Source organism: bacterium, from assembly GCA_024228115.1.
Taxonomy (GTDB): domain Bacteria; phylum Myxococcota_A; class UBA9160; order UBA9160; family UBA6930.
The window spans coordinates 1-20456 of sequence record JAAETT010000647.1; the positions used below are offsets into that span (position 1 = coordinate 1).

Annotated in this window: 16 protein-coding genes; all 16 read right to left on the minus strand. The window is 66.0% G+C overall.

The features are described 5' to 3' along the window. Positions 1-317: 317 nt before the first annotated feature. The 16 genes from GY937_26920 to GY937_26995 all read right to left on the minus strand — a co-directional run bounded on the left by GY937_26920 (position 318) and on the right by GY937_26995 (position 20265). Positions 318-1517 carry an argininosuccinate synthase gene (locus GY937_26920; protein MCP5060347.1) on the minus strand — a complete coding sequence of 400 codons (1200 nt, stop codon included), beginning with the start codon at positions 1515-1517 and terminating at the stop codon, positions 318-320. Between the two features lie 56 nt (positions 1518-1573). After that, a complete protein-coding gene (locus tag GY937_26925) occupies positions 1574-2521 on the minus strand; it encodes a PAS domain-containing protein (GenBank protein MCP5060348.1) in 948 nt (315 codons plus the stop codon). Next, a complete protein-coding gene (locus GY937_26930; GenBank protein MCP5060349.1) occupies positions 2518-3147 on the minus strand; it encodes a hypothetical protein in 630 nt (209 codons plus the stop codon). The genes GY937_26925 and GY937_26930 overlap by 4 nt, the downstream gene beginning before the upstream one ends. A gap of 2 nt (positions 3148-3149) precedes the next feature. Beyond that, positions 3150-4721: a molecular chaperone DnaK gene (gene dnaK, locus GY937_26935; GenBank protein MCP5060350.1), complete on the minus strand. Its 1572-nt coding sequence runs from the start codon at positions 4719-4721 to the stop codon at positions 3150-3152. 27 nt (positions 4722-4748) lie between these two features. Continuing rightward, positions 4749-5732 carry a J domain-containing protein gene (locus tag GY937_26940; protein MCP5060351.1) on the minus strand — a complete coding sequence of 328 codons (984 nt, stop codon included), beginning with the start codon at positions 5730-5732 and terminating at the stop codon, positions 4749-4751. A 257-nt stretch (positions 5733-5989) separates the two neighbouring features. Beyond that, positions 5990-6937, minus strand: coding sequence for an acetylglutamate kinase (gene argB, locus GY937_26945; protein ID MCP5060352.1), 948 nt, complete (start codon positions 6935-6937; stop codon positions 5990-5992). After that, a complete protein-coding gene (locus tag GY937_26950) occupies positions 6846-8336 on the minus strand; it encodes a response regulator (GenBank protein MCP5060353.1) in 1491 nt (496 codons plus the stop codon). The genes argB and GY937_26950 overlap by 92 nt, the downstream gene beginning before the upstream one ends. 52 nt (positions 8337-8388) lie before the next feature. After that, positions 8389-9837, minus strand: a complete 1449-nt coding sequence (hslU, locus tag GY937_26955; protein ID MCP5060354.1) for an ATP-dependent protease ATPase subunit HslU — start codon at positions 9835-9837, stop codon at positions 8389-8391. 34 nt (positions 9838-9871) lie between these two features. Beyond that, positions 9872-10411 (minus strand): ATP-dependent protease subunit HslV, encoded by a 540-nt coding sequence (gene hslV / locus GY937_26960; GenBank protein ID MCP5060355.1) that lies wholly within the window; start codon positions 10409-10411, stop codon positions 9872-9874. Further along, the gene (locus GY937_26965; protein ID MCP5060356.1) at positions 10408-11337 is read right to left on the minus strand and encodes a tyrosine recombinase XerC; all 930 of its coding nucleotides are present in this window, start codon (positions 11335-11337) and stop codon (positions 10408-10410) included. The genes hslV and GY937_26965 overlap by 4 nt, the downstream gene beginning before the upstream one ends. Next, complete coding sequence (locus GY937_26970) at positions 11334-12680, minus strand: methylenetetrahydrofolate--tRNA-(uracil(54)-C(5))-methyltransferase (FADH(2)-oxidizing) TrmFO (GenBank protein ID MCP5060357.1); 1347 nt, start codon at positions 12678-12680, stop codon at positions 11334-11336. The genes GY937_26965 and GY937_26970 overlap by 4 nt, the downstream gene beginning before the upstream one ends. A gap of 65 nt (positions 12681-12745) precedes the next feature. Beyond that, the gene (dprA, locus tag GY937_26975; protein MCP5060358.1) at positions 12746-13852 is read right to left on the minus strand and encodes a DNA-protecting protein DprA; all 1107 of its coding nucleotides are present in this window, start codon (positions 13850-13852) and stop codon (positions 12746-12748) included. Positions 13853-13922: 70 nt separating this feature from the next. Beyond that, entirely contained in the window at positions 13923-15140 is a 1218-nt protein-coding gene (locus GY937_26980; protein ID MCP5060359.1) for a LysM peptidoglycan-binding domain-containing protein, read from the minus strand. A 126-nt stretch (positions 15141-15266) separates the two neighbouring features. Then, entirely contained in the window at positions 15267-17720 is a 2454-nt protein-coding gene (locus GY937_26985) for a tetratricopeptide repeat protein (protein MCP5060360.1), read from the minus strand. A gap of 98 nt (positions 17721-17818) precedes the next feature. Further along, on the minus strand, positions 17819-19231 hold the full coding sequence (locus GY937_26990) for a sigma-54-dependent Fis family transcriptional regulator (GenBank protein MCP5060361.1): 1413 nt from the start codon (positions 19229-19231) through the stop codon (positions 17819-17821). Further along, positions 19228-20265 (minus strand): PAS domain-containing protein, encoded by a 1038-nt coding sequence (locus GY937_26995; protein ID MCP5060362.1) that lies wholly within the window; start codon positions 20263-20265, stop codon positions 19228-19230. Before GY937_26995 ends, GY937_26990 begins: the two co-directional genes overlap by 4 nt. Between the last annotated feature and the right edge of the window lie 191 nt (positions 20266-20456).

Sequence of the window (20456 nt, forward strand, 5' to 3'; positions counted from 1 at the left end):
ACACTACCTCGCGGCTCTCGATCGCGAACTCGACACCGATCCGACCGACACCGATTCGCCGTTCTGACGAGAAACCAGCACTCGCGCGCGACCACGGCTAGATGATCAGATTTCTACGGTTTCTCGTGATCGCCAACACCAAGGCGCCGCGCCCGCCCGTCGGCCACCCGGAAGCGCCCCGCAGGATCGAGGGAACTCCCGAACACCCCGACCGATCCCCCTCAACAGCCCGCGAGACCCAAGCTGGCCACCCTCGATGCCCCGCAGGCGGCAAGAAGCCACCGGCGACGAACACCGAGAGACAACCCCCGCCGCCGCTACTCCCCTGCCAGGCGCAAACCTTGGAGATGAATGAAGCCCGTGGCATCGGCCTGGATATAGGTATCGGCCTCGCCCGCATCTTCGAAGCTCGAAAGCGCTTCCGAGTAGAGCGAAACCGGCGAGCGGCGTCCGGTCACCTGCAGGCCACCCTTGTAGAGCCGCACGCGGGCCTCGCCGGTCACGTTCTTCTGGGATTCGTCCAGGGCCGCACGTACGAAGTCCATCTCGGGCGAGAACCAGAAGCCGTTGTAGATCAACTCCGCGAACCGCGGCATCAGGCGGTCGCGCTCGTGCATGACCTCGCGATCCATCGTGATGGATTCGACGGCGCGATGAGCCGAATGCAGGAGCGTGCCTCCCGGTGTTTCGTACACACCGCGAGATTTGAGGCCCACGAAACGGTTCTCGACCATGTCCACCCGGCCCACGCCATGGGCGCCCGCCAGTTGATTGGCGCGCGAGAGCAGAGCGGCCGGCCCCAGGGCCTGACCGTCGAGGCTGACAGGCAGCCCCCCTTCGAAACCGATGATCACTTCTGCCGCGGTATCCGGGGCCTCTTCAGGGTTCGTCGTCATGACGAACATCGATTGATCCGGCGCCCGCCACGGATCCTCGAGGACGCCGCCCTCGAAGGAGATGTGCAGCAGATTGCGATCGATCGAGTAGGGCTTCTTGACCGTCGCCGTGATCGGGATGCTGTGCTTCTGGGCGTAGGCCATGCAATCGGTGCGCGAGCGGAGATCCCACTCGCGCCACGGCGCAATCACCTTGAGTTCCGGGCCGAGCGCGCGATACGCCAACTCGAACCGCACCTGGTCGTTGCCCTTGCCCGTCGCGCCGTGGGCGATCGCGTCGCAACCCGTCTCCCGCGCAACTTCCACGTGATGCTTGCCGATGACGGGCCGCGCCAGGGCCGTACCCAGGAAATACGTGCCCTCGTAGATGGCGTTACCTTGAATCGCCGGATAGACGTAGTCGCGAGCAAACTCTTCGCGCAGATCGCGGATCACACAATCGACGGCGCCACTGGCCTTGGCCTTCTCGGGGAGCCCGTCGAGTTCTTCCTCCTGGCCGACGTCGGCACAGTAGGCGACCACTTCGCAATCGTAGGTCTCGATCAGCCAACGAAGAATGACCGACGTATCCAGGCCACCACTGTAGGCCAGGCATACTCGCTTGACGCTTCCGTCCGTCATCGTTCGTCCTCCTCGGCTGAAAACCGGCGGAGTCTAACGAAGGCGGGTCCAGTGGGTCAGGATGCGGGGCGAAGCTGAAGGATGGTCGTCCGTCCGAGACGCGGATGGACGTAGCCGTGGACCCGGGCTCCGAGGGCGATCAGCCGGTCGGTGAGGGCTGAATCATCCTGGAAGGGAGCATCGAAAGCGGCCTCCCGGGGGGTCTCGGAAAGCGAAACCACCAGGGTTTCGGCGTCTTCGGGCCCTAGGCGCCGGACGCCCAGCGTGATTCGCGCGGGTGCCTCGGGAGTCGCCAGCCGCGCCTCGACCAGGGCACGAAGCGCTCCCTCGAGGCCGGAGCCGTCGCCGGGAAATCCCGCAAGGCTCGTCGGTGCCAGGAGCTGGAGCGTCGTATCGCGCTCGGCAAAGCGCTCCCGGGTGGCGTCGGCCACCTGACGAACGACCTGAGCAGGGTCGAAGGGTTCGACCCGCGCCAGAGGATGCTTGCCGGCCAGGACGGTCGACATCTCGTCCAGGCTCTTGCGCAGCTTCTCGACCGAGCGAAGCGCCTCTTCCAGACGGGCGCGGTGGCCCGGGTTTCGGCGGCCGCCGGTTTCTTCGAGAAGCGTCTCGAGACCGAGCGTCACCTCATCCACGGGCCCCTCGAGGTCCCGACGCAAGCTCATCAGCTGGCCGGCACCGGCCTGCTCTTCCGTCAGCAGGACAACGACGCCAACCTGCTCTCCCTGGCTCGCGATGGGCGAAATGACGGCACACCAGCCGACGCCCCCTTCGCGAATGCGACAGCGCACGCTGGCCCCCTCAACGCACACCGAAGCCACCGCAGCGAGCATGGCCTCGCGGCCACCGCCCTGGAAGAGCTCGGCCAGCGGAGTGCCGAGCGCCAGGCCTGCGTCCACTCCGAAGCTTCGCTCGAACGCCGGGTTCATGTGCACGGCGTTGGCGTCCGGATCCCCGACGAGAACCGGAGCGTCCATATGGTCGATCAGGGCGGCGTCACTCACTCCGCAACTCCGACGATTCCGGCCTCGAGCAGGCGCCCCAGCGTATGATAGGTCTCGAACGGATCCATTCCGCTCAACGCCACCAGATCTTCCACTTGCGTGTGACCGTCGATTCGGGAGAGCAGGAAACCGGCACCCGCCGGCAGATTGAACTTCATCAGATCTTCGGCGGCCATTTCTACAACGGGAGTGGCCGTCGGCGAGCCCACCTGCATCAAGACGTCGTCCACCAGGTGCGTGCGCAGCAACTCAACCAACGCGATGGTCTCGGGCTCGGCCTCACCGCCGCCGGGGGTGGCAGTCAAGAGCTGATAGGCATCATCGACCAGGCCGCCCGCAAGCATTTCCAGCGCCTCTTCGCGCAGCTCCTCCGGCTGAAGCCCCGGGGCCTTCTCCAGCACGTCGGTCGCATCGTCTGGCGCGGCGACGGTCGTATCGTCGGGCACATTGCTCGCCGCAACGTCCACGCCTACGTCCAAAAGATAGGCCCGTGCCGTTTCGTTGGCCGGTTCCAGCTCCAAGACGTTCTGCCAGGCCTCGATGGCTCGAGCCTGCTCGCCGGCTGCCCGATGGGCCAGGCCCTGGGCCATCCACTGGGCGACGGATCTGGATGCGCTCTCGCTCATCCCTACTCCTTCAGCTGGACCTCGTAGAGTTCCTGCTCCTCGATGATCTGCTGGATCTCGTCGTCCGAGAGCGTGCCGGTCGCGTTCACCGTGATCGACTGCTCCTTGCCGGTCATCGTGTCCCTGGCCGAGACACTGACGATACCGTTGGCATCGATGTCAAAACTCACGTCGACCTCGGGCTCACCCTTTCGAGCGGGGCGAATCCCGCCGAGCACGAACTCCCCGAGCAGATCGTTCTCCGCAGCCGTTTCGCTCTCGCCCTGCAGCACGCGGATCTTCACCGCCGACTGGTTGTCCCGTGTCGTGGTGAAGATATGGCTCTTGCACACGGGCACTGTGGTGTTGCGTTCGATCAACCGCGCGAAATGCCCGCCAAAGGTGGCGATGCCCAGGGAGAGCGGCGTCACGTCCAGGAGCAACAGGTTGTCATCCTCGGAAACCAACGTCTCGCCCTGGATCGCTGCACCAATCGCGACGACCTCATCCGGGTTCACGCCCTTATGAGGACGCATGCCGAAATGCTCCGCCACACGGTTCTGCACGAGAGGCGTTCGGGTCTGACCGCCTACCAGGATCACCTGATCGATCTGGTCGACGGTGATCCCTCCATCCTGCATGCATTGCTCGACGGTCTTGAGGGTGCCCTCGACGATATCGTGTACCAACCCCTCCAGGGTTGCCCGATCGACTTCCACTGAGAGGTGACGCGGCCCGGAATCGTCGCTCGCAATAAACGGCAGATTGATCTCCGCGAGTTCACGGGCAGACAAATCACATTTCGCTTTCTCCGCCGCATCCTTCAAGCGCTGGAGCGCCATGGCATCACCGCGAAGATCGATGCCCTCTTGCTCCTGGAATTTGTCGAGCAGGTACTCGACGATGCGCCGATCGAAGTCTTCGCCGCCCAGGAAGGTATTTCCGGCGGTAGCGATCACCTCGACCACGCCGTCACTCATCTCGAGGATCGAGATGTCGAACGTGCCGCCACCCAGATCGTAGATGGCAACCTTTTCCTCTTCGTTGCGGTTGAAGCCGTAGGCCAGCGCGGCGGCGGTCGGCTCATTCAGGATTCGCAACACGTCGAGGCCGGCGATCTTGCCGGCATCCTTCGTGCACTGGCGCTGGGCGTCATTGAAGTGGGCAGGAACCGTGACCACCGCCTCCTGGACGGGCTCGCCCAGGTACTCCTCTGCAACACGCTTCATCTCCCGCAGGATGAACGCCGAGAGTTCCGGGCAGGTGAACGTCTTTCCCGTGACTTCGATGCGCACGTCCTCGTTGGGGCCTTCCACAATCGAGAAAGGCGTCACATCGATTGCGCGCTGCACTTCGTCGGAATCGAAGCGGCGCCCGATCAAGCGCTTCGAGGCGTAGACCGTGCTCTGGGCATTGGTGATCGCCTGTCGCTTGGCCAGGTGGCCCACAAGGCGTTTGCCGTCCTGGGTGATGGCGAACATCGACGGCGTCGTCTTGTAGCCGCCGACATTGGGGATCACACTGGGTTGTCCGTTCTCCAGCACTGCAACGCAGGAGTTCGTCGTTCCCAGATCGATTCCGATGACATGTCCCATGGTTCCCTCCAAACAGAGTTGCGAGGCTTACAGCCCTCGCAGCTCGGTCTTCGCTTCCTTGTCCTTGGGGTCGAGACGGATGGCCGTCTCGAGCTCACGCTTGGCGTTGGCCGTCAGGTCGGCTGCCTTGTAGATCTGGCCGAGCACGCGGTGGTACTCCGCTTGTTCGGGCTCGAGTTCGCAGGCCGAGCTGGCCAGGTCCTTGGCTTTGCGTAGATCGCCGATTGCTTGCCAGGCGATCCTCGCGCCGCGGATGGCGAGCTCGGCGTCGAAAGGGCGGTAGTAGAAAGCCTCTTCCAGCGCATCGAAGCCCTCTTGATAGTTGCGCAGATCGAGGGCAGCCTCGCCGGTTCGCATCAGCTGCTTAGCCCGTTCTTCGTGGGCCTTGCGCTGCACCTTCACGAATTCCTCGCGATAGACTTCATTGGCCGGATCGAATGCCATCGCGAGCCGCACGGAGCCAGCGGCCTCCAACCAGCGATCCGAACGGAACGCGGCCATTCCGGATTCGAAGAAGGTCTTGGCTTTCCGCTTGCGCTCCTGCTTCGCCTTGTGATGGCCCTGCAGCCCGCCCATGCGCCGACGAAGGCGCCGTGCAGCTTCGGCGCCGGACATTCGCGGCTTCGCGGGTGCATCGCTCGGGGCCTCGGCCTCCTCCGCGACGGCCCCGCTGGCGGCCCTCGCTGCGCGTGCCTTCTCTCCGCGCTGCACCTCTTCCCGGGTCGCCGGATCGGAAAGCAGCTCGTAGGCCTCGAGCAGCTTCTTGAAACACGTCTCGACCACCGGGACGAACTCGCCCACGTTCTTGCGGAAGTACCGGTCCGGGTGGAAACGCTTCGCCTTCTGGAAGTACGCCTTCTTGATGGCGCGGACATCCGCATCGGCCGCTACGCCTAGCAGCTCGTGATACGGTCGATCGAGCCCGTTCGCAAACTCGATCAGCTCCTCCTGGATCTTCGAATCGAGATCCAGGCCCGGATCGACCTCGAGATCGACCACGCTGGTCTTCATGAGCTCGCGACGCGGTGCCTGCACGCCACCCGACGGCAAATGCTTCCCCCATTCCCTATTTGCCGCAGCGAAAGCACGCTGGGCGAAGCCGCCCCCAGGGTGACAGCCACCCGTTCCATCGGCGGGGCAGCTGGGGAAGCTGAGGGCTTCCTCGACAACCCGAGCGATTACGCCGGGCTTGGGGGGCTTCCTACGCCAGCGGAAGGGGCTCCAGAGCGTCTCTAGCGGCCTTCAGGCCTGCACCCGGCTCAGCGCGGCTACCGGGTCAAGAGGGTACCCACGCCCCCGTCCGTGAAGACCTCGAGCAGGATCGCGTGAAGGACCCGGCCATCGATGATGTGAGATCGCCCCACTCCTCCCCGCAGGGCACGGAGGCAGCATTCGACCTTCGGGATCATTCCGCCCTGGATCGTGCCCTCGCTGGTGAGCTTCTCGACCTCGTCCTCGGCGAGTTGGTGGATCAGCTGGCCCTGGGCATCCATCACACCCTCGACATCGGTCAGCAGGATCAGCTTCTCGGCATGCAGGGCCTCGGCGATGGCCCCAGCCGCCTCATCGGCGTTGACGTTGTAGGTGAGCCCCTCGTCGTCGGCGCCGATCGGAGCGATCACGGGTACGTAACCAGCCTCGGCGACGGCGCGAATCGGATCCGGATCGACCGCAACGACCTCGCCGACCCGGCCAAGATCGACGCCATCCTGCCGCTTTCGGCGAACCCGAAGCAAGCCGGCATCGCTGCCAGTCAAGCCGACGGCCTTCCCGCCTCCCCTGCCGACCAGGGCGACGATCTCCCGGTTGACACGCCCGCCTAGCACCATCTCCACCACTTCCATGGTCGCGTCGTCCGTCACCCGCAGACCGTGCTCGAAGCGTGTGGGAATATCGAGTCGTTCGAGGGTGGCACCGATCTGGGGGCCACCACCGTGCACGAGAACGGGTTGCACGCCAATGTATTTGAGCAGCACGACGTCGACCGCGAACGATGCCCGGAGCTCGTCATCGGTCATGGCCGCGCCGCCGTACTTGATGACGACGGTCTTGTCCCGAAAGCGCCGGATGTAGGGCAGCGCTTCGATCAGCACCGCAGCCTTGTCGATCAGGGCCTGGACCACGTCAGGAACTCCTCGAGCTACTGGTCTGCCCCTCGCAGCGTGCGAGGGCGACCTCCTCGATCGTTTCGAGCAGCGAACGGTACAGGAGGACATTGCGAATGGCCGCCGAGAGGCAGGCCACCAGCATCTCGCCGACCTGGGCCGAGGCATCCTCGGCCCGTTCGGGGAAGACCCGGAACACGCCAAGCGTCTTGTCGCGAAAGCGCAACGGGCCACACAGAAGCGGCCTGGCACACCCGTCTTCCGGCGTATCGACACCCGCCTCGAAACGCGGGTCGGCGGCGGGATCCGGAGCGGCCACCAACCGAGCCCCATCCAGCACACTGCCAGTGAGGCCCAGGGCCCCCTCGAGCTGTGTCCGATCCGATGCCCGGCCGCCGTCCCACTGGGCTTCTCGCCGGAGGGCACTGCCATCGGGCGTGGTCAGGAACAGGGAAACGGGCGCTGCACCCAATACCTCACCCACCGGGCGCAGGACGGCCTCCAGGATGCGCGTGGGTTCGACCTCGGCCGTCAACGCTTCGCAGATCCGCCTTGCCAGCTCGGGCAACCTCTCATCCGCCTCGCCCATCGGTCCGTCCGCCCGCAGCGGTTCGCTCTCGCTTGCAGCCAAGGCGTCGAGGCGCACGCCTAGCTGGCCTGCCAGAATGCCGAGCAAGATGACGTCATCCGGATCGAAGGCGGATGCCTCGGTGGGATCCGCCACGCACAAGAGCCCGAGCGGATGATCGCCGCTTCGAGAGCGGCTGCGAACAGGCGTGATGGCGAAGGCTCCCGTCGCGTAGCGTTCGGGCTGGACCATCTCACCGAATCGCAGGTCGGCGGAGATCTCGGAGACACAGACGGATTCTCCGCGTTCGGCGAGCAACCCCGCCACGCCCTCACCGAAAGCAATCGGCTCCATCTCGGCGGCGTCCTGCTTGCCTCCAACCGCGGCGACAACCCGCATCTCTGAGCCAGAGGCATCGACCTCGAGCAAGGATGCGCGGGCGGCGCCCACCAGCACAGCAGTCGCCTCCACGATCCGGGTCGGAACTTCCTCGGAATGGGCTTCCGAGAGCCCGGCAAGCGCTTCATCGAGGCGCTCGATCCGGCCGCGCAAGCGCTCCCGGGAGGAAGCGAGATCGAAGGTCTCGATCGCGCGACCGACGGCAAGCCGCAGCTCTTCGGCGTGCAGGGGTTTGGCCAGGTAGTCGCATGCGCCCAGGCGAAGCGCCTCGAGCACGTACTCCTGGTCGGTATGGGCGGAAAGGATGATCACCCGCAGGTCCGGGCGACTCTCGCGGAGCCGACGAAAGACCTCCAGCCCGTGGAGATCCGGAAGCTGGAGGTCGAGGATCGCGACGCCGAGCGTCGTGTCCGTGGCTTCCTCCAGGGCGGAGCTGCCGTCTCCGACCAGGACGACATCGAATCCTTCCGGCTCGAGCGCATCGCGAATCGCTTCGCGGAAGAACCGCTCGTCGTCCACCACCAAAACACGGGCCTGGCTCACAGGTCACCCCCCGGGAGAGAGGATATCGCGGCTCGCATCTTCGGCCCGCAAATCAGAGAATGAATCGAGACAGATCCTCATCCTGCACCAGGCCCGAAAGGCGCTCCTCGACGAAGCGGCGATCGACCCGGACCTCGCTACCACCCCGGTCCGGCGCGTCGAAGGAGACCTCGTCGAGAACACGCTCGAGCAACGTATGCAGGCGGCGGGCGCCGATATCGTCCGTGCGCTCGTTCACCGTCGCCGCGATCTCCGCCAGGGCTTCGACCCCGTCCTCGCAGAACTCGAGGGCGACGCCTTCGGTCTCGAGGAGCGCCGTGTATTGGCGCACGAGCGAGTTCTGCGGCTCGGTCAGGATTCGCACGAAATCGGCCTGGCTGAGGCTCTCGAGTTCCACGCGAATCGGGAAGCGACCTTGAAGCTCTGGAATCAGATCCGACGGCTTGGCCACATGAAAGGCGCCGGCCGCCACGAACAGCACGTGATCCGTGCGCACCGGGCCATGCTTCGTCTGGACGGTCGAGCCCTCGACGATGGGCAGGAGATCGCGCTGCACGCCCTCGCGGGAGACATCCGCACCGCCGGCCCGCGCGCCCTCCCCGCCCGATGCCACCTTGTCGATTTCGTCGATGAAGACGATGCCGGCCTGCTCCACCCTCTCGACGGCCAACTCCCGCACCTGATCCATGTCGACCAGCTTCCCGGCTTCCTCGGCGGAGAAGACCTCGAGTGCGGCAGGGACCTTGAGGCGCCTGGTTTTCGTCTTGCCGCCGAACATGCCACCTAGCATGTCCTTGAACTGCACCCCCATCTCCTCGACGCCCTGGGGTGTGAAGACGGAAAGGGAGGGAGCCCCGCCACCGTCGGCGACCTCCACGTCGATCTCCCGATCGTCGAGCTTTCCCTCCCGGAGCCAGCTTCGAAGCTTCTCACGTGTCTCGCCAGCCTCGGGCGGAGGCTCCGGCTGGACATCCTGTACCGCACCGGGCGCCGGCATCTGAAAGACCGTCGGCCCCGAGCCAGCGGAAGGCATCGGGAATGCCCCGGGAGCCTGGGGCATTCCCGGAGCGGGGTTGGGGGGCGGGAGCAAGGCATCGAGCACCCGCTCCTCTGCACGCTTCTCAGCCTTGACCGTGACCGTGCGCTTCTGCTCTTCCGTCACCAGTTGGACGGCCAGATCGGCGAGATCACGGACGATCGATTCGACATCCCGCCCGACGTAGCCCACCTCGGTGAACTTCGACGCCTCGACCTTGATGAAGGGTGCCTGGGCCAGCTTGGCCAGCCGCCGTGCGATCTCCGTCTTCCCGACGCCGGTGGAACCGATCATGATGATGTTCTTCGGCGCAATCTCCTCGCGCAGCTCTTCCGGAACCTGCTGGCGCCGCCAGCGGTTGCGCAGGGCGATGGCCACCGCGCGCTTGGCATCGTGTTGGCCGACGATGTAGCGATCGAGTTCGGAGACGATTTCTCTCGGCGTATAGGCTTGCGCCTTGGTCATGGCAGGTTCCGGACGGTAGGAGGGTGAAGTTGGATCACGAGAGTGTCACGATGCTGATCTGATCGTTCGTGTAGATGCAGATCTGCGCCGCGATCTCGAGGGCGCGCCTTGCGATGGTCGGTGCATCCACGTCGGGACGATCCGCCAGGGCCCGAGCCGCGGCCAGAGCGTAGGCACCGCCGGAACCGATCGCAGCAATTCCGTCGTCGGGTTCGATCACCTCGCCGTTTCCGGAAACGACGAGCACGCTACTGGCATCGCCCACCAGCAGCATCGCTTCGAGACGCCGCAGCATGCGGTCGGTTCGCCAATCTCGCGCCAGCTCGACGGCGGCGCGCCGGACATTGCCGGGATGGGCCTCGAGCTTGGCCTCGAGCCGTTCGGTGAGCGCCAGTGCATCGGCCACGCCGCCGGCGAAGCCGAAGACCGCTCGGCCTTCCGCCGCCTCGCGCACCTTCTGGGCGCCGTGTTTCATGATCGTGTCGCCAACCGTCACCTGGCCGTCGGAGGCCAGTGCAATCTGGCCGTCCTTGACGACTCCGATCACCGTGGTGGCCTTCAGCTCTTGCCTCATCGTGTTTCACTCCCGCGGCCACGCCGCGCTTTGGCTCGGGGATGCGCCTCGTCGTAGACCCGCATCAGGTGCTCCGCGGAGACCGCCGTGTATTTCTGGGTCGTGGAGAGGCTGGCATGGCCCAGCAGCTCCTGGATTGCACGCAGGTCGGTACCCATATCGAGCAGATGGGTCGCATAGCTATGACGCAGGCGATGGGGATGCACGCGTCCGCCGAGGCTCGCCGCCCGCGCGCGTCGCGCCAGACGTCGCCGCACGTCGCGCGCGCCCAGACGCCGAGGCGATTCCCCTTTGCGCACGCGGAGGGAGGCAAAGAGAGGCTCTGACAAGACGCCTCTTCCGCGTCGGGGATGCAGCCAGGCGCGCAAGGCCTCACGAGCCACAGCGGGCAGCGGAACGACGCGCTCCTTGCCGCCCTTGCCCCAGACCCGCACGTCACCCCGGTGAAGATCCACGTCTCGCACGTCGAGGGCCACGAGTTCTCCGACTCGAAGTCCGGCGCCGTAGAGCAACTCCGCCATCGCTCGATCCCGAGGCCCTGCCGGCCCCTCGTCTTCCGGGGCGCCTTCCATCAGGTGCTGACAATCATCGACCGGGATGGGCGAAGGCAGGCGTTTCGGCGCTCTGGGCGTAGGAATTCCCAGGCTCGGATCCGCTGCGCGCTCGCCCTCGCGCACCAGGTAGCGAAAGAAGCAGCGCAGCGAGGCGAGCTTCCGGCCGAGCGTGGTCGGCGCAAGGTTCGCGTGGCGTTCCGCGAGAAAGGCCCGCACGTCGTCGGGCCGCGTCCGTTCTGGGCGACTGCGCGGTCCAAGCGCGTCTGCCAGCTGCCGGACATCCGAGAGATACGCGCGAACCGTATGCTCCGAGAGTCCACGCTCTCCGCGGAGATGCCTCCCGAATGCCTCGATGGCGGGCTCCCAGCTCAAGCGACTTCACTCCCGGCAATCGACGGGCTCGCGCCCGCCGGCGCGATTGCCGCGCGGTACCCCTCCAGGGCTTCCAGCGCCCGTGCGGCCAACCGCTCATGCTTCTCGCGCTTCTTCAATCGCCCGGTCCCCTGGAGCCGCGGGAACAAGCCGAAATTGACGTTCATCGGCTGGAAATCGCGAGCCTCGTTGCGCAGATGGCCCAGTAGCGCGCCGTGGGCCGTTTCCGGAGCCGGCTCCGGAGCGGGCTCGCCGAGGGCCGCATGCGCGGCGAAGACGCCGGCCAGGAAACCCAGGGCGGCAGATTCCACATAACCTTCGACGCCGGCCATCTGCCCGGCCACGAACAGACCCGGGCGTTTCCGAAGCTCGAGATTCGGGGTGAGCTGCTGCGGCGCATTCAGATAGGTGTTGCGGTGCACGGAGCCGAAACGCGCGAACACCGCCTCGGACATCGCCGGAAGGCTGCGCAGGATGCGCTTCTGCTCACCGATACGAAGCTTGGTCTGGAAGCCGACCAGGTTGTAGAGCGTGCCGCCTTTGTCCTCGTGGCGAAGCTGCACCACGGCAAACGGACGCCGGCCCGTGCGAGGGTCGACCAACCCGACGGGCTTCATCGGCCCGTAGGCAAGTGTGTCTGCGCCGCGGCGTGCCATTTCTTCGATGGGCAGGCATCCCTCGAAGTAGAGCCCCGCCTCGAAGCGATGCAGGGGAACGGTTTCTGCCCCCTTCAGGGCTTCGACGAAGGCACGATAGGCCTCCTCCGAAAGGGGCAGATTCAGGTAGTCGCCTTCGCCGTCCTCCCACCGGGACGCTCGAAAGGCCACCTCTGCATCGATCGAATCGGCGTACACGATCGGCGAGATCGCATCGTAGAAATACAGGGATTCCTCCCCGACCAACGCTTGTAACTCGCCGGCGAGCGGTGCCGAGGTGAGCGGGCCTGTCGCCAGTATCGAAAGCGGAGCCTCCGGCAAGGAGGTCACCTCTTCCCGGCGGACTTCGATTCCGGGATGGGCCTCGACCTGTTCCGTGATGCGCTTCGAAAACGTGCCGCGATCCACGGCCAGCGCGCGGCCAGCGGGGACGGCGGTCTCATCGGCCGTGCGCATGACCAGGGAACCCAGGCGCCGCATCTCCTCCTTCAGGAGACCCACCGCGTTCGAGGTGCCACTGGCGCGAAAGGAATTGCTGCACACCAGCTCCGCGAACTCGGGACGATCGTGGGCGGGCGAAAAGCGCACAGGCTTCATCTCGTAGAGCCGGACGCAGAGGCCCCGCTCGGCGAGCTGCCAAGCGGCCTCCGAGCCGGCCAGGCCGGCACCTACCACCACGACGTCCAAGAATCGACCCCTCCTGAGGAAGACGCGGGAATGTAGCCGTCGGGGCGGGACCCGGCGCGAGGGCTTCAGGGATGCGGGCCCAGCACGCGCCAGCGCCCATCCCGATCACGGGCTACGCGGCCCGAGAGTTCGAGTTCCAGGAGAGGACCCGCGAGCTCCGGTAGCCCCTGACGCAGGGCGCGAGCAAGTTCCTCCCGGCTGCTGGGGCGCCTGGCCAGAATGGCGAGGATCTGCCGCTCGGGGCCGGTGTGGGCCACGCGCGGCCGCGACGCTTCACTCCGCGCAGCAGCGGGCAGCCCAAGGGCAACGAGCACATCCGCCGCGCCTTCGACCAGGCCAGCGCCTTCGCGGATCAGCTGATGCGGGCCACGACTCGTCGGGGCATCGATGGGACCCGGCACGGCGAAGACATCGACACCCTGGTCGGCGGCGTGCCGGGCAGTGAGGAGCGAGCCAGAGCGGACCCGTGCCTCGACGACGATCACCGCTTCGGAAAGCGCGCTGATCAAGCGGTTGCGAAGCGGGAAATGTGGCGCACGCGGAGGCGTGCCGAGCGGCAGTTCGCTCACCACGGCTCCGGTCCCGGTGATGCGGGCTGCCAGGGCCCGGTGGCTCGCCGGGTAGACCTGCTCTGGGCCACAGGCCTGTAGCGCGACGGTGTACCCGCCCGCTCCCAGTGCGCCTTCGTGTGCGGCACGGTCGATCCCTCGGGCGAGCCCAGAGACGATCACCAGACCCGCCTCGGACAGACGGCCCGCCAGCCGACCTGCGATCTCACGCCCGGGTGCGGTGGCCGCGCGTGCCCCGACCAACGCCACGCAGCGCGCCGAAAGCAGCGAAGGCAGCCCGCGGACCGCAAGGACCGGTGGTGCATCCACCAGACGACGCAGGCGCGTTGGGTAGGCGGGCGATGACCACGGAAGCAGGAGCGCACCCGCCCGCGCCAGAGCCGAGCTGGCAGCCTCGGTCTCGGGAATCGTCCACAGGCGGGCATCGGGCGTACGCGAAAGCAGCGCCTCGGGTGACGCTCCCTGCGAGAAGGCCGCGGCGGCAACCTCTGGCGACCAGGCAAACCGAGCCTGGAGCGAGAGCCAGAGCCTTACCTGCTCGCGAGCCTCGGGACTGGAATCAGCCGGGTCGAGTACCCCGGGCGAGGAGACGGAACGGTCCACAGGCGGAACTCCCGGGACCGGGCATGTTCAGCCTAGCGAAAGCCAGCGGAAAGAACGTCCCCGCTCTCGCTCAGGGGCTCACATCCACGGAGCCACGGAAGTAGTCGCCTCGCGCCAGCTCGGTCAGGGTATGAGTGACCACGGCCACCGAGGATTCATCCTGGACGTCGACCACGAGAAGCTTGGCGATCACGTGATCGGGCAGTGCCAGGCGCTCCCGCTTCACGGTGTCGGTCCCCTCGCGCAGCGGCCGATAGATCTCGAGCGGGCTTCCAACCGAGAGTCCGTGCTGCGTCCCCCGGTTCAGATAGACCACGTCCGTGGTTCCCAATTCCAGACGCCGGCTCGGTGTATGCATCACCTGACCCTCGACCTGGGGCATCGGGCCAACCTCGACATCGGCCGTGCGCGCACGGCGCGGAAGCAGCTCATCCCCGAGGCGGACCTCCGAACGCGACATGCGGATCATCGCCCAGGAGCTCTCGGGGTGGACTTCCGTCACCTCGAGCCATCCCAGGAATTCGGTGTGGAAACCCGCCAGGATGCCGTTCTCGGGCGAGGTGACCTGGCCAGCGGTCCGAAAGATGTCGAACTGCTCGCCCACCTGGGTCTCGCCGGCACCCATGCCGATGACGACCTTGTCGTGGTCGCCTAGCCATGTCCGCTCGACCGGCGTATCGACGATCGAAGCAGCACGTTGATGCTGTTGCAGGGTGACGAAACCCGTCGACTGGATCTCCGTGTAGCGGTAAGTCGGCGGAGTATCGAGGCCTGCCGTGCCGTCCTCGAGGGCGGCGGGCATGCCACTGCCAGCCAGGAGCTCGGCGGCCTCGGCGTCGGAAACCCTGCGGATCTCGTGGGGCGTGATCCAGAGGTGATCGCCCGGGTAGATCCGATGAGGATTCTTGATCTCGCCGTTATCCTTCCAGATGGACGGCCAGACCCAGGGCGTGCCCAGGTAGGCATCTGAGATATCCCACAAGGTGTCGCCCTGTTGAACCGTGTGCAGGCGACCCATGCGACCCTGCCCGTCTTCGCCAACCGGCCCGAGCGCCGTGGGCGTGGACTCGGCTTCCGCCGATTCCGAGGACGCTGCCACCGGACTCTCAGCCTCAGGCTGAGCCGCCGGATTCGCGGCTTCAGGCTGAGCGCTGGGCTCGGATGTGACCTCGGTCACCTCCGCAACAGCCTCCGTGGCCTCGGCCACGGGCGTGGGCACGTCTTCCGCCAGGAGCGGCGACGCCGCCAACCCAACGAACAAGAACGGGACGAGCTTCGACAACCTCATGCTTCCCTCCGGCCTTCCTCTCGAGCGCACTAGGGCTCGGAGGACGTTGGGGTCTTCCATCGGCGAGTCGGCCGGTGGTCTTGACCCCACAGGTCAGAAGAAGGCGATGGGGCGCGGAGGCCGCCGCTACGAGCCGACGCGTTCCAGGCCAGCGCGAATCTCGGCTGTCCAGGCCGGCTGCGGCCGGCTCTCCTCGTCGCCCTGCCCGCTGTAGTACTCCTCGATCTCGTCCAGCGCCTGGCTCCAGGCTTGCCGCGCCTCATCGAAGTTCTTGTTCGCCTCGTACGCCAGGGCCAGGTGATGACGAACCAGGGAAATCTGCCGGTTGTCGGGCTGCATCCCACCAACGGCTTCCTTCAAGTAGTCGATGGCGGCCGAGGGGACGTTCTTCTTGTAGAGCACCCAACCCAGGGTGTCCGCGGCATTCGGATTGTCCGGGAGAAGCCCCTTGGCCTCCTGGGCCAGATCCAAGGCCCGATCCAGATTGCCGTCCTGGTCGGCGAGCAGATAGGCCAGGTTGTTCTTGGCGACCGCCAGCTCTGGCGCCAACCGAATGGCCTCCTCATACCGCTCGATCGCCTTCGCCGTATCCTTCTTCATCTCGTAGAGCGTGCCCACGACCAGATGCAGGGGCCCGAAACTCGGGTTGGCCTCGAGCGCCGCCTCATAGGTCTTCAGCACCTCGTCCGATTGACCGGTCATGGCGAGGAAGCGGGCAAGGCTCTCGTATCCACCGAGATCGTTCGGATCGAGTTCGATGGCCTTTCGAAAGGCAGCGTCTGCATCGCCTACCCGGTTGGAGTACGTGGCAACCCACCCCGCAAGCTGACGCAGCTTCGCGTTCTCCGGCTCCGCCTCCACAGCGGCACCGACCCGCTCGACCGAGCCCTGGATGTCGCCCTCGCGAAGTTCGAGATCGAGAAGGGCACGCAGGATCTCGTAGCGGTTCGGGCTCAGCTCCTGGGCCTTCAGGAAATCGACACGCGCCGCCTCTCGGTTGCCGAGGAGGACGTGAATCCGGCCAAGGGCGTACTCGCCTTCCGCACCACGCTCCGCCGGATCGATCCCCTCGAGCTCTCGCAAGGCAGCCGTCGGATCGCCCTTTCGCACGAGGCTTTGTGCGACCAGGATGCGCATCTTGGCATCATCGCCGTCGGCGTCCAACACCCGCCGACCCATCTCGACGGCCAGGTTGTGATCACCGAGCGCTGCGTGAATGCGGGTCATCAGCTTCTGGGCATCGACCAGGTTCGGATCGAGCTCGATGGCTCGCGCCACGGCTGGGCGCGCTCCGGCCCGATCGCCGGAAAGGAAAAGGGCCGAGCCCAGGAGGTACTGGCCCTGGGGCCAATCCGGACGGGCGTCGAGCGCGCGACGCATCGAGGCAGCGCCCTCTTCGTACTTCCCTTCCGCGAGATCGATCTTCGTCTTCACGAACAGGGCCTGGGGCGAGCTCTCGTCTTTCGCGAGCACGGCATCGACGACGGCGCGGCCCTGGGCAAGCTGGGCCTTGTCCCCGCTCCTGAAACCCAGGTCGACCAGCACTTCGGCTCGGCGCAACCGGGCCAGCTCGTTTCGAGGCTCCGCCTCGAGGGCCTGCTCCGCGGCTTCCAGGGCTCCTTCCAGGTCCCCGTTCTGCCCGCGATAGGTGGACAGGAGGAGGAAGGGCTTCGGATCCGTAGGATCGGCCTGGGTGGCCTCCTGGATCATCGCGTCCGCCTGCTCGCGGCGACCCTGCACGTGGTAGAAGCGTGCCAGCGTGTAGATCAAATCGACGTTGTCGGATTCCTTGTCGATGCCCTGACGCAGAACGGCTTCCGCATCCTCGATGCGCTCCTTGGACATCAAGAAGTTCGCCAGCATGGTGTAGGCGGCGATGCGGCGTTCGGGTTCCGCCAACTCCAGAGCCGTGTGGAAGTTCTCCTCGGCCTCTTCGTCGCGAGATTGGGACGCGAGGAAACCCGCCAGCGCCGCATGGGATGCGAAGCCGGGCTCGATCTCCGTCACCTTTCGGAAGAGCACCTCCGCTTCTTCGTTCTGATCCTGACTTCGGAGATAGTTTGCATAGAGCAGGACCGGGCCGGCTTCGTCTGGCGCGACCTCTGCCGCCGTGCGCAATGCTTCTCCCGCTTCGGCGGGCTTGCGAAGCGCGCCAAGTGCGCGAGCGCGAAGCACGTGGGCCTGCCACTGGGTCGCGTCGAGAGCGAGGATCTCGTCCGCGTTCTGGACTGCCTGCTCGAGATCATCCTCCTTGCCGTAGAGCAGGAACTGGCCGTAGCGAAGCCGCGCATCGATGTTGCCCGGATCCAGGCGCACGGTTTCCTGCAACTCCCAATAGGCGCGGCGCGGATCTTCCTTTCCGAGCATGGCCTGGGCCAGGCCCCAATGGGCTGCCGCAGAATTGGGATCGATCTGGAGCATGTTGCGGAACTCGATCTCCGCCTCGGCCCACGCTTCTTCCTCGAGATAGCCCTGGCCCGCCTCATCATGCTCCGCGAACTGGGCCTCTGGACTGGAACAGGCAAGCATGGCCAGGACGACAATCGGAAGGACCCTGGCTGCCCATCGTTGAACCCACATGTCGAATCGTCTCCCTGTTCCCAAGATCGGCGGATGGCCTTGCGGTCCCCACGAAAGCCCGATCCCCGCGACGTGCGGAGGCCGGCGAGGCAGGGAGCCTAGTCGACCTCACGGTGGACCCGCCACGAATCGTGGGTGATCCCCATGCGCCCGATCATGTAGTTGAGCTTGCGGCGGCTGATACCCAGAAAGCCCGCCGCCTCCTTCTGGATGAAACCGCTGCGCTCGAGGGCTTCGAGGACGACGGCGCGTTCGATTTCGGCCAGCGAGAGGCCCGTCTGGGGGAGCGCAGGCCGCCAGCCCTTGCTGCTTCCGAGAAGGCGGACGAGGCCGATTTCCGACGCCTCGACCCGCGGCCCATCGCTCATCAGCACGGCCCGCTCGATCACGTTGCGGAGCTCACGGATGTTGCCGGGCCACGGATGGCTCTTGAGATGCGCCATGGCATCCGCAGCAAAGCCGACCAGCGTCTTCCCCACGTCGGCCGCGAGCTCCCGGAGGAAGTGGTTCGCCAGGGCTTCGACATCCTCCGGCCGCTCGCGCAAGGGAGGCAGGTCGATGCCAATCACGTTCAACCGGAAGAACAGATCTTCGCGGAACGTCCCGGCCTCGATCGCGGAAGGCAGCTCCCGATTCGTCGCGGCCACGATGCGGACATCCGTGCGCAAGACCTGACTGCCACCGAGTCGTTGGAACTCCTGATCCTGCAGCACACGCAACAACTTGGCCTGGGTCACGAGTGAGAGATCACCGATTTCGTCCAGGAAGAGCGTGCCGCCATCGGCCTGCTCGAAGCGACCGATGCGCAGCCGATCCGCGGAAGTGAAGGCCCCGCGCTCGTGACCGAAGAGTTCTGATTCGAGCAGGGTCTCCGGCAGGGCGGCGCAGTTCACCTTGATGAAGGGCCCCTCGGAACGCTCGGATGCGGAGTGGACGAGTCCGGCGATGAGCTCTTTGCCGGTACCGGTTTCTCCCGTGACGAGCACCGTCGACTTGGAAACCGCCACGCGTTCGGCCAGGGCCACTGCCTTTCGCAATGCCGCACTCGTGCCCACGATGCGTTCGCGGGCCATGCGCTCGTCCCGTTCCTCGCGCAGACTCGTCAGTTCGCTGGCAAGCCTGGCGTGGCCGAGGGCGCGCTCGACCCGAGCTTCGAGCTCCGAAAGCTCGAAGGGCTTCTGGATGAAATCGTGGGCGCCGAGGCGCATGGCCTCGACGGCATCCTCGACGGTTCCATAGGCGGTCATCAGCAGCACGGCCGTATGCTCGTCGCGTGCTCGAGCAGCGCGCAGGACGGCCATCCCACCGGCACCCTCGGCACCGGGCATTCGGAGATCGGTCACGACCATGTCATAGGGTTCGACCCCGGGATCGGACAATCGTTCCAGGGCAGCGTCGGCATCTGCCGCCTCGTCCAATACGGCAAACCGATCGACCAGGGCCCGCGCAATGCCCCGCCGCAGCCCAGCGTTGTCCTCGACCAGCAGCAGTCTGGGGTCAGCCCGCGTCAAGACGTTGCCTCGGGCAGGTGGAGCCGGAATTCCGTTCCGCTTTCCGGGTCGCTCTCGAGTTGAACGGAGCCACCATGGCTCGCGATGGTCTTCTGGACGAGCGCCAGCCCTACGCCGGAGCCTTTCGCGCGGGTCGTGAAGAAGGGCGAGAAGATCCGCTCTTGGAGCTCGGCGGGAATGCCGGGGCCGTTGTCCGCGACGCTGAGCAGAATGCCATCGGCCGACGTCTCGATGCCAACCGAAAGCCGAGGCGCCGGTGTGCCTGCTTCTTCCATGGCCTGGATCGCGTTCACCGTCAGGTCGACGATCGCCCTGGAGATCTGTGCGGCATCGAGTTCAACGCTTGGGCCCTCGCGCTCGGGAAGGTCGAGCTGGCCCGCGAAACCTGCTCGCTCGGCAGCCCGCGCCGCGGCCTCCCGGACCACGCTGGAAAGATCGATCGGCCTGCGTTCCGGCGGTTCCGGCCGGACGAAGGCGAGACAAGCGTCTACCGCGGCTCCGATCCGATGCTGCTCCTCGACGAGATCCTGCAGGAGCTCGAGTTGTTCAGGAGCGTCGAACCGTCGCTTCAGTAGCCCGGCCAGCACCTCCATGGCGGCCAACGGATTACGGATCTCGTGGGCCAGGCCCGCGGCCATCTGGCCAAGGGCGGCAAGCCGCTCCTTCAGACGTTCCTGCTCGCTCGCGCGTTCGAAGGCTGTGAGATCCTTGAAGAGCAGCGCGGCGCCGCCCCCGACCACGACGAGCAGGGTGAATCCGATCGTGCGGCCGCTGCTTGCGAGAACGAGTTCGGCCCGCGAAGGATGATCCCTTCCCGCAAGCGCTTCGCGGACCAGCCCGTGCAGCTCCGCCTCATGAGCCAGCAGTTCTTCTGTTGCGCGCCCGGCCCAGCTTTCGACCGATCCGGGTTGCCCCAGGATCCGTAGAGCTTCGGAGCTCACGATCTGGAGGCGGCCCTGCTCGTCCACCGCGACCAGGCCGCTCCGCCACGAGCCGAGCAGACGCCGCGCAAAGGCTTCACCGTCCAGTTTCACATGGGGCCCATCGGCCCCACGCCTTCACCACCTGAGTTACGAAACCGTAGTCGAGAGAAGATGTCGGCCCAAAGTACAAATGTCCGGTTTTCTCCAAAGTAGAAATGTCCGCTTTCTCTTCTGATTCCGGCTTCTCCGCTGCCGAGTCCCGGGGCCCCAGTGGAAAGCGCCTGGCGCTTTCCACTGGGGCC

Excerpts from the sequence above, each read along its gene's own strand:
- GY937_26920 (MCP5060347.1), bottom strand. The coding sequence starts at position 1,517 with ATGACGGACGGAAGCGTCAAGCGAGTATGCCTGGCCTACAGTGGTGGC.
- GY937_26930 (MCP5060349.1), bottom strand. The coding sequence starts at position 3,147 with ATGAGCGAGAGCGCATCCAGATCCGTCGCCCAGTGGATGGCCCAGGGC.
- dnaK (MCP5060350.1), bottom strand. The coding sequence starts at position 4,721 with ATGGGACATGTCATCGGAATCGATCTGGGAACGACGAACTCCTGCGTT.
- GY937_26940 (MCP5060351.1), bottom strand. The coding sequence starts at position 5,732 with ATGAAGACCAGCGTGGTCGATCTCGAGGTCGATCCGGGCCTGGATCTC.
- argB (MCP5060352.1), bottom strand. The coding sequence starts at position 6,937 with ATGTCCTCCTGTACCGTTCGCTGCTCGAAACGATCGAGGAGGTCGCCC.
- hslU (MCP5060354.1), bottom strand. The coding sequence starts at position 9,837 with ATGACCAAGGCGCAAGCCTATACGCCGAGAGAAATCGTCTCCGAACTC.
- hslV (MCP5060355.1), bottom strand. The coding sequence starts at position 10,411 with ATGAGGCAAGAGCTGAAGGCCACCACGGTGATCGGAGTCGTCAAGGAC.
- GY937_26980 (MCP5060359.1), bottom strand. The coding sequence starts at position 15,140 with ATGAGGTTGTCGAAGCTCGTCCCGTTCTTGTTCGTTGGGTTGGCGGCG.
- GY937_26985 (MCP5060360.1), bottom strand. The coding sequence starts at position 17,720 with ATGTGGGTTCAACGATGGGCAGCCAGGGTCCTTCCGATTGTCGTCCTG.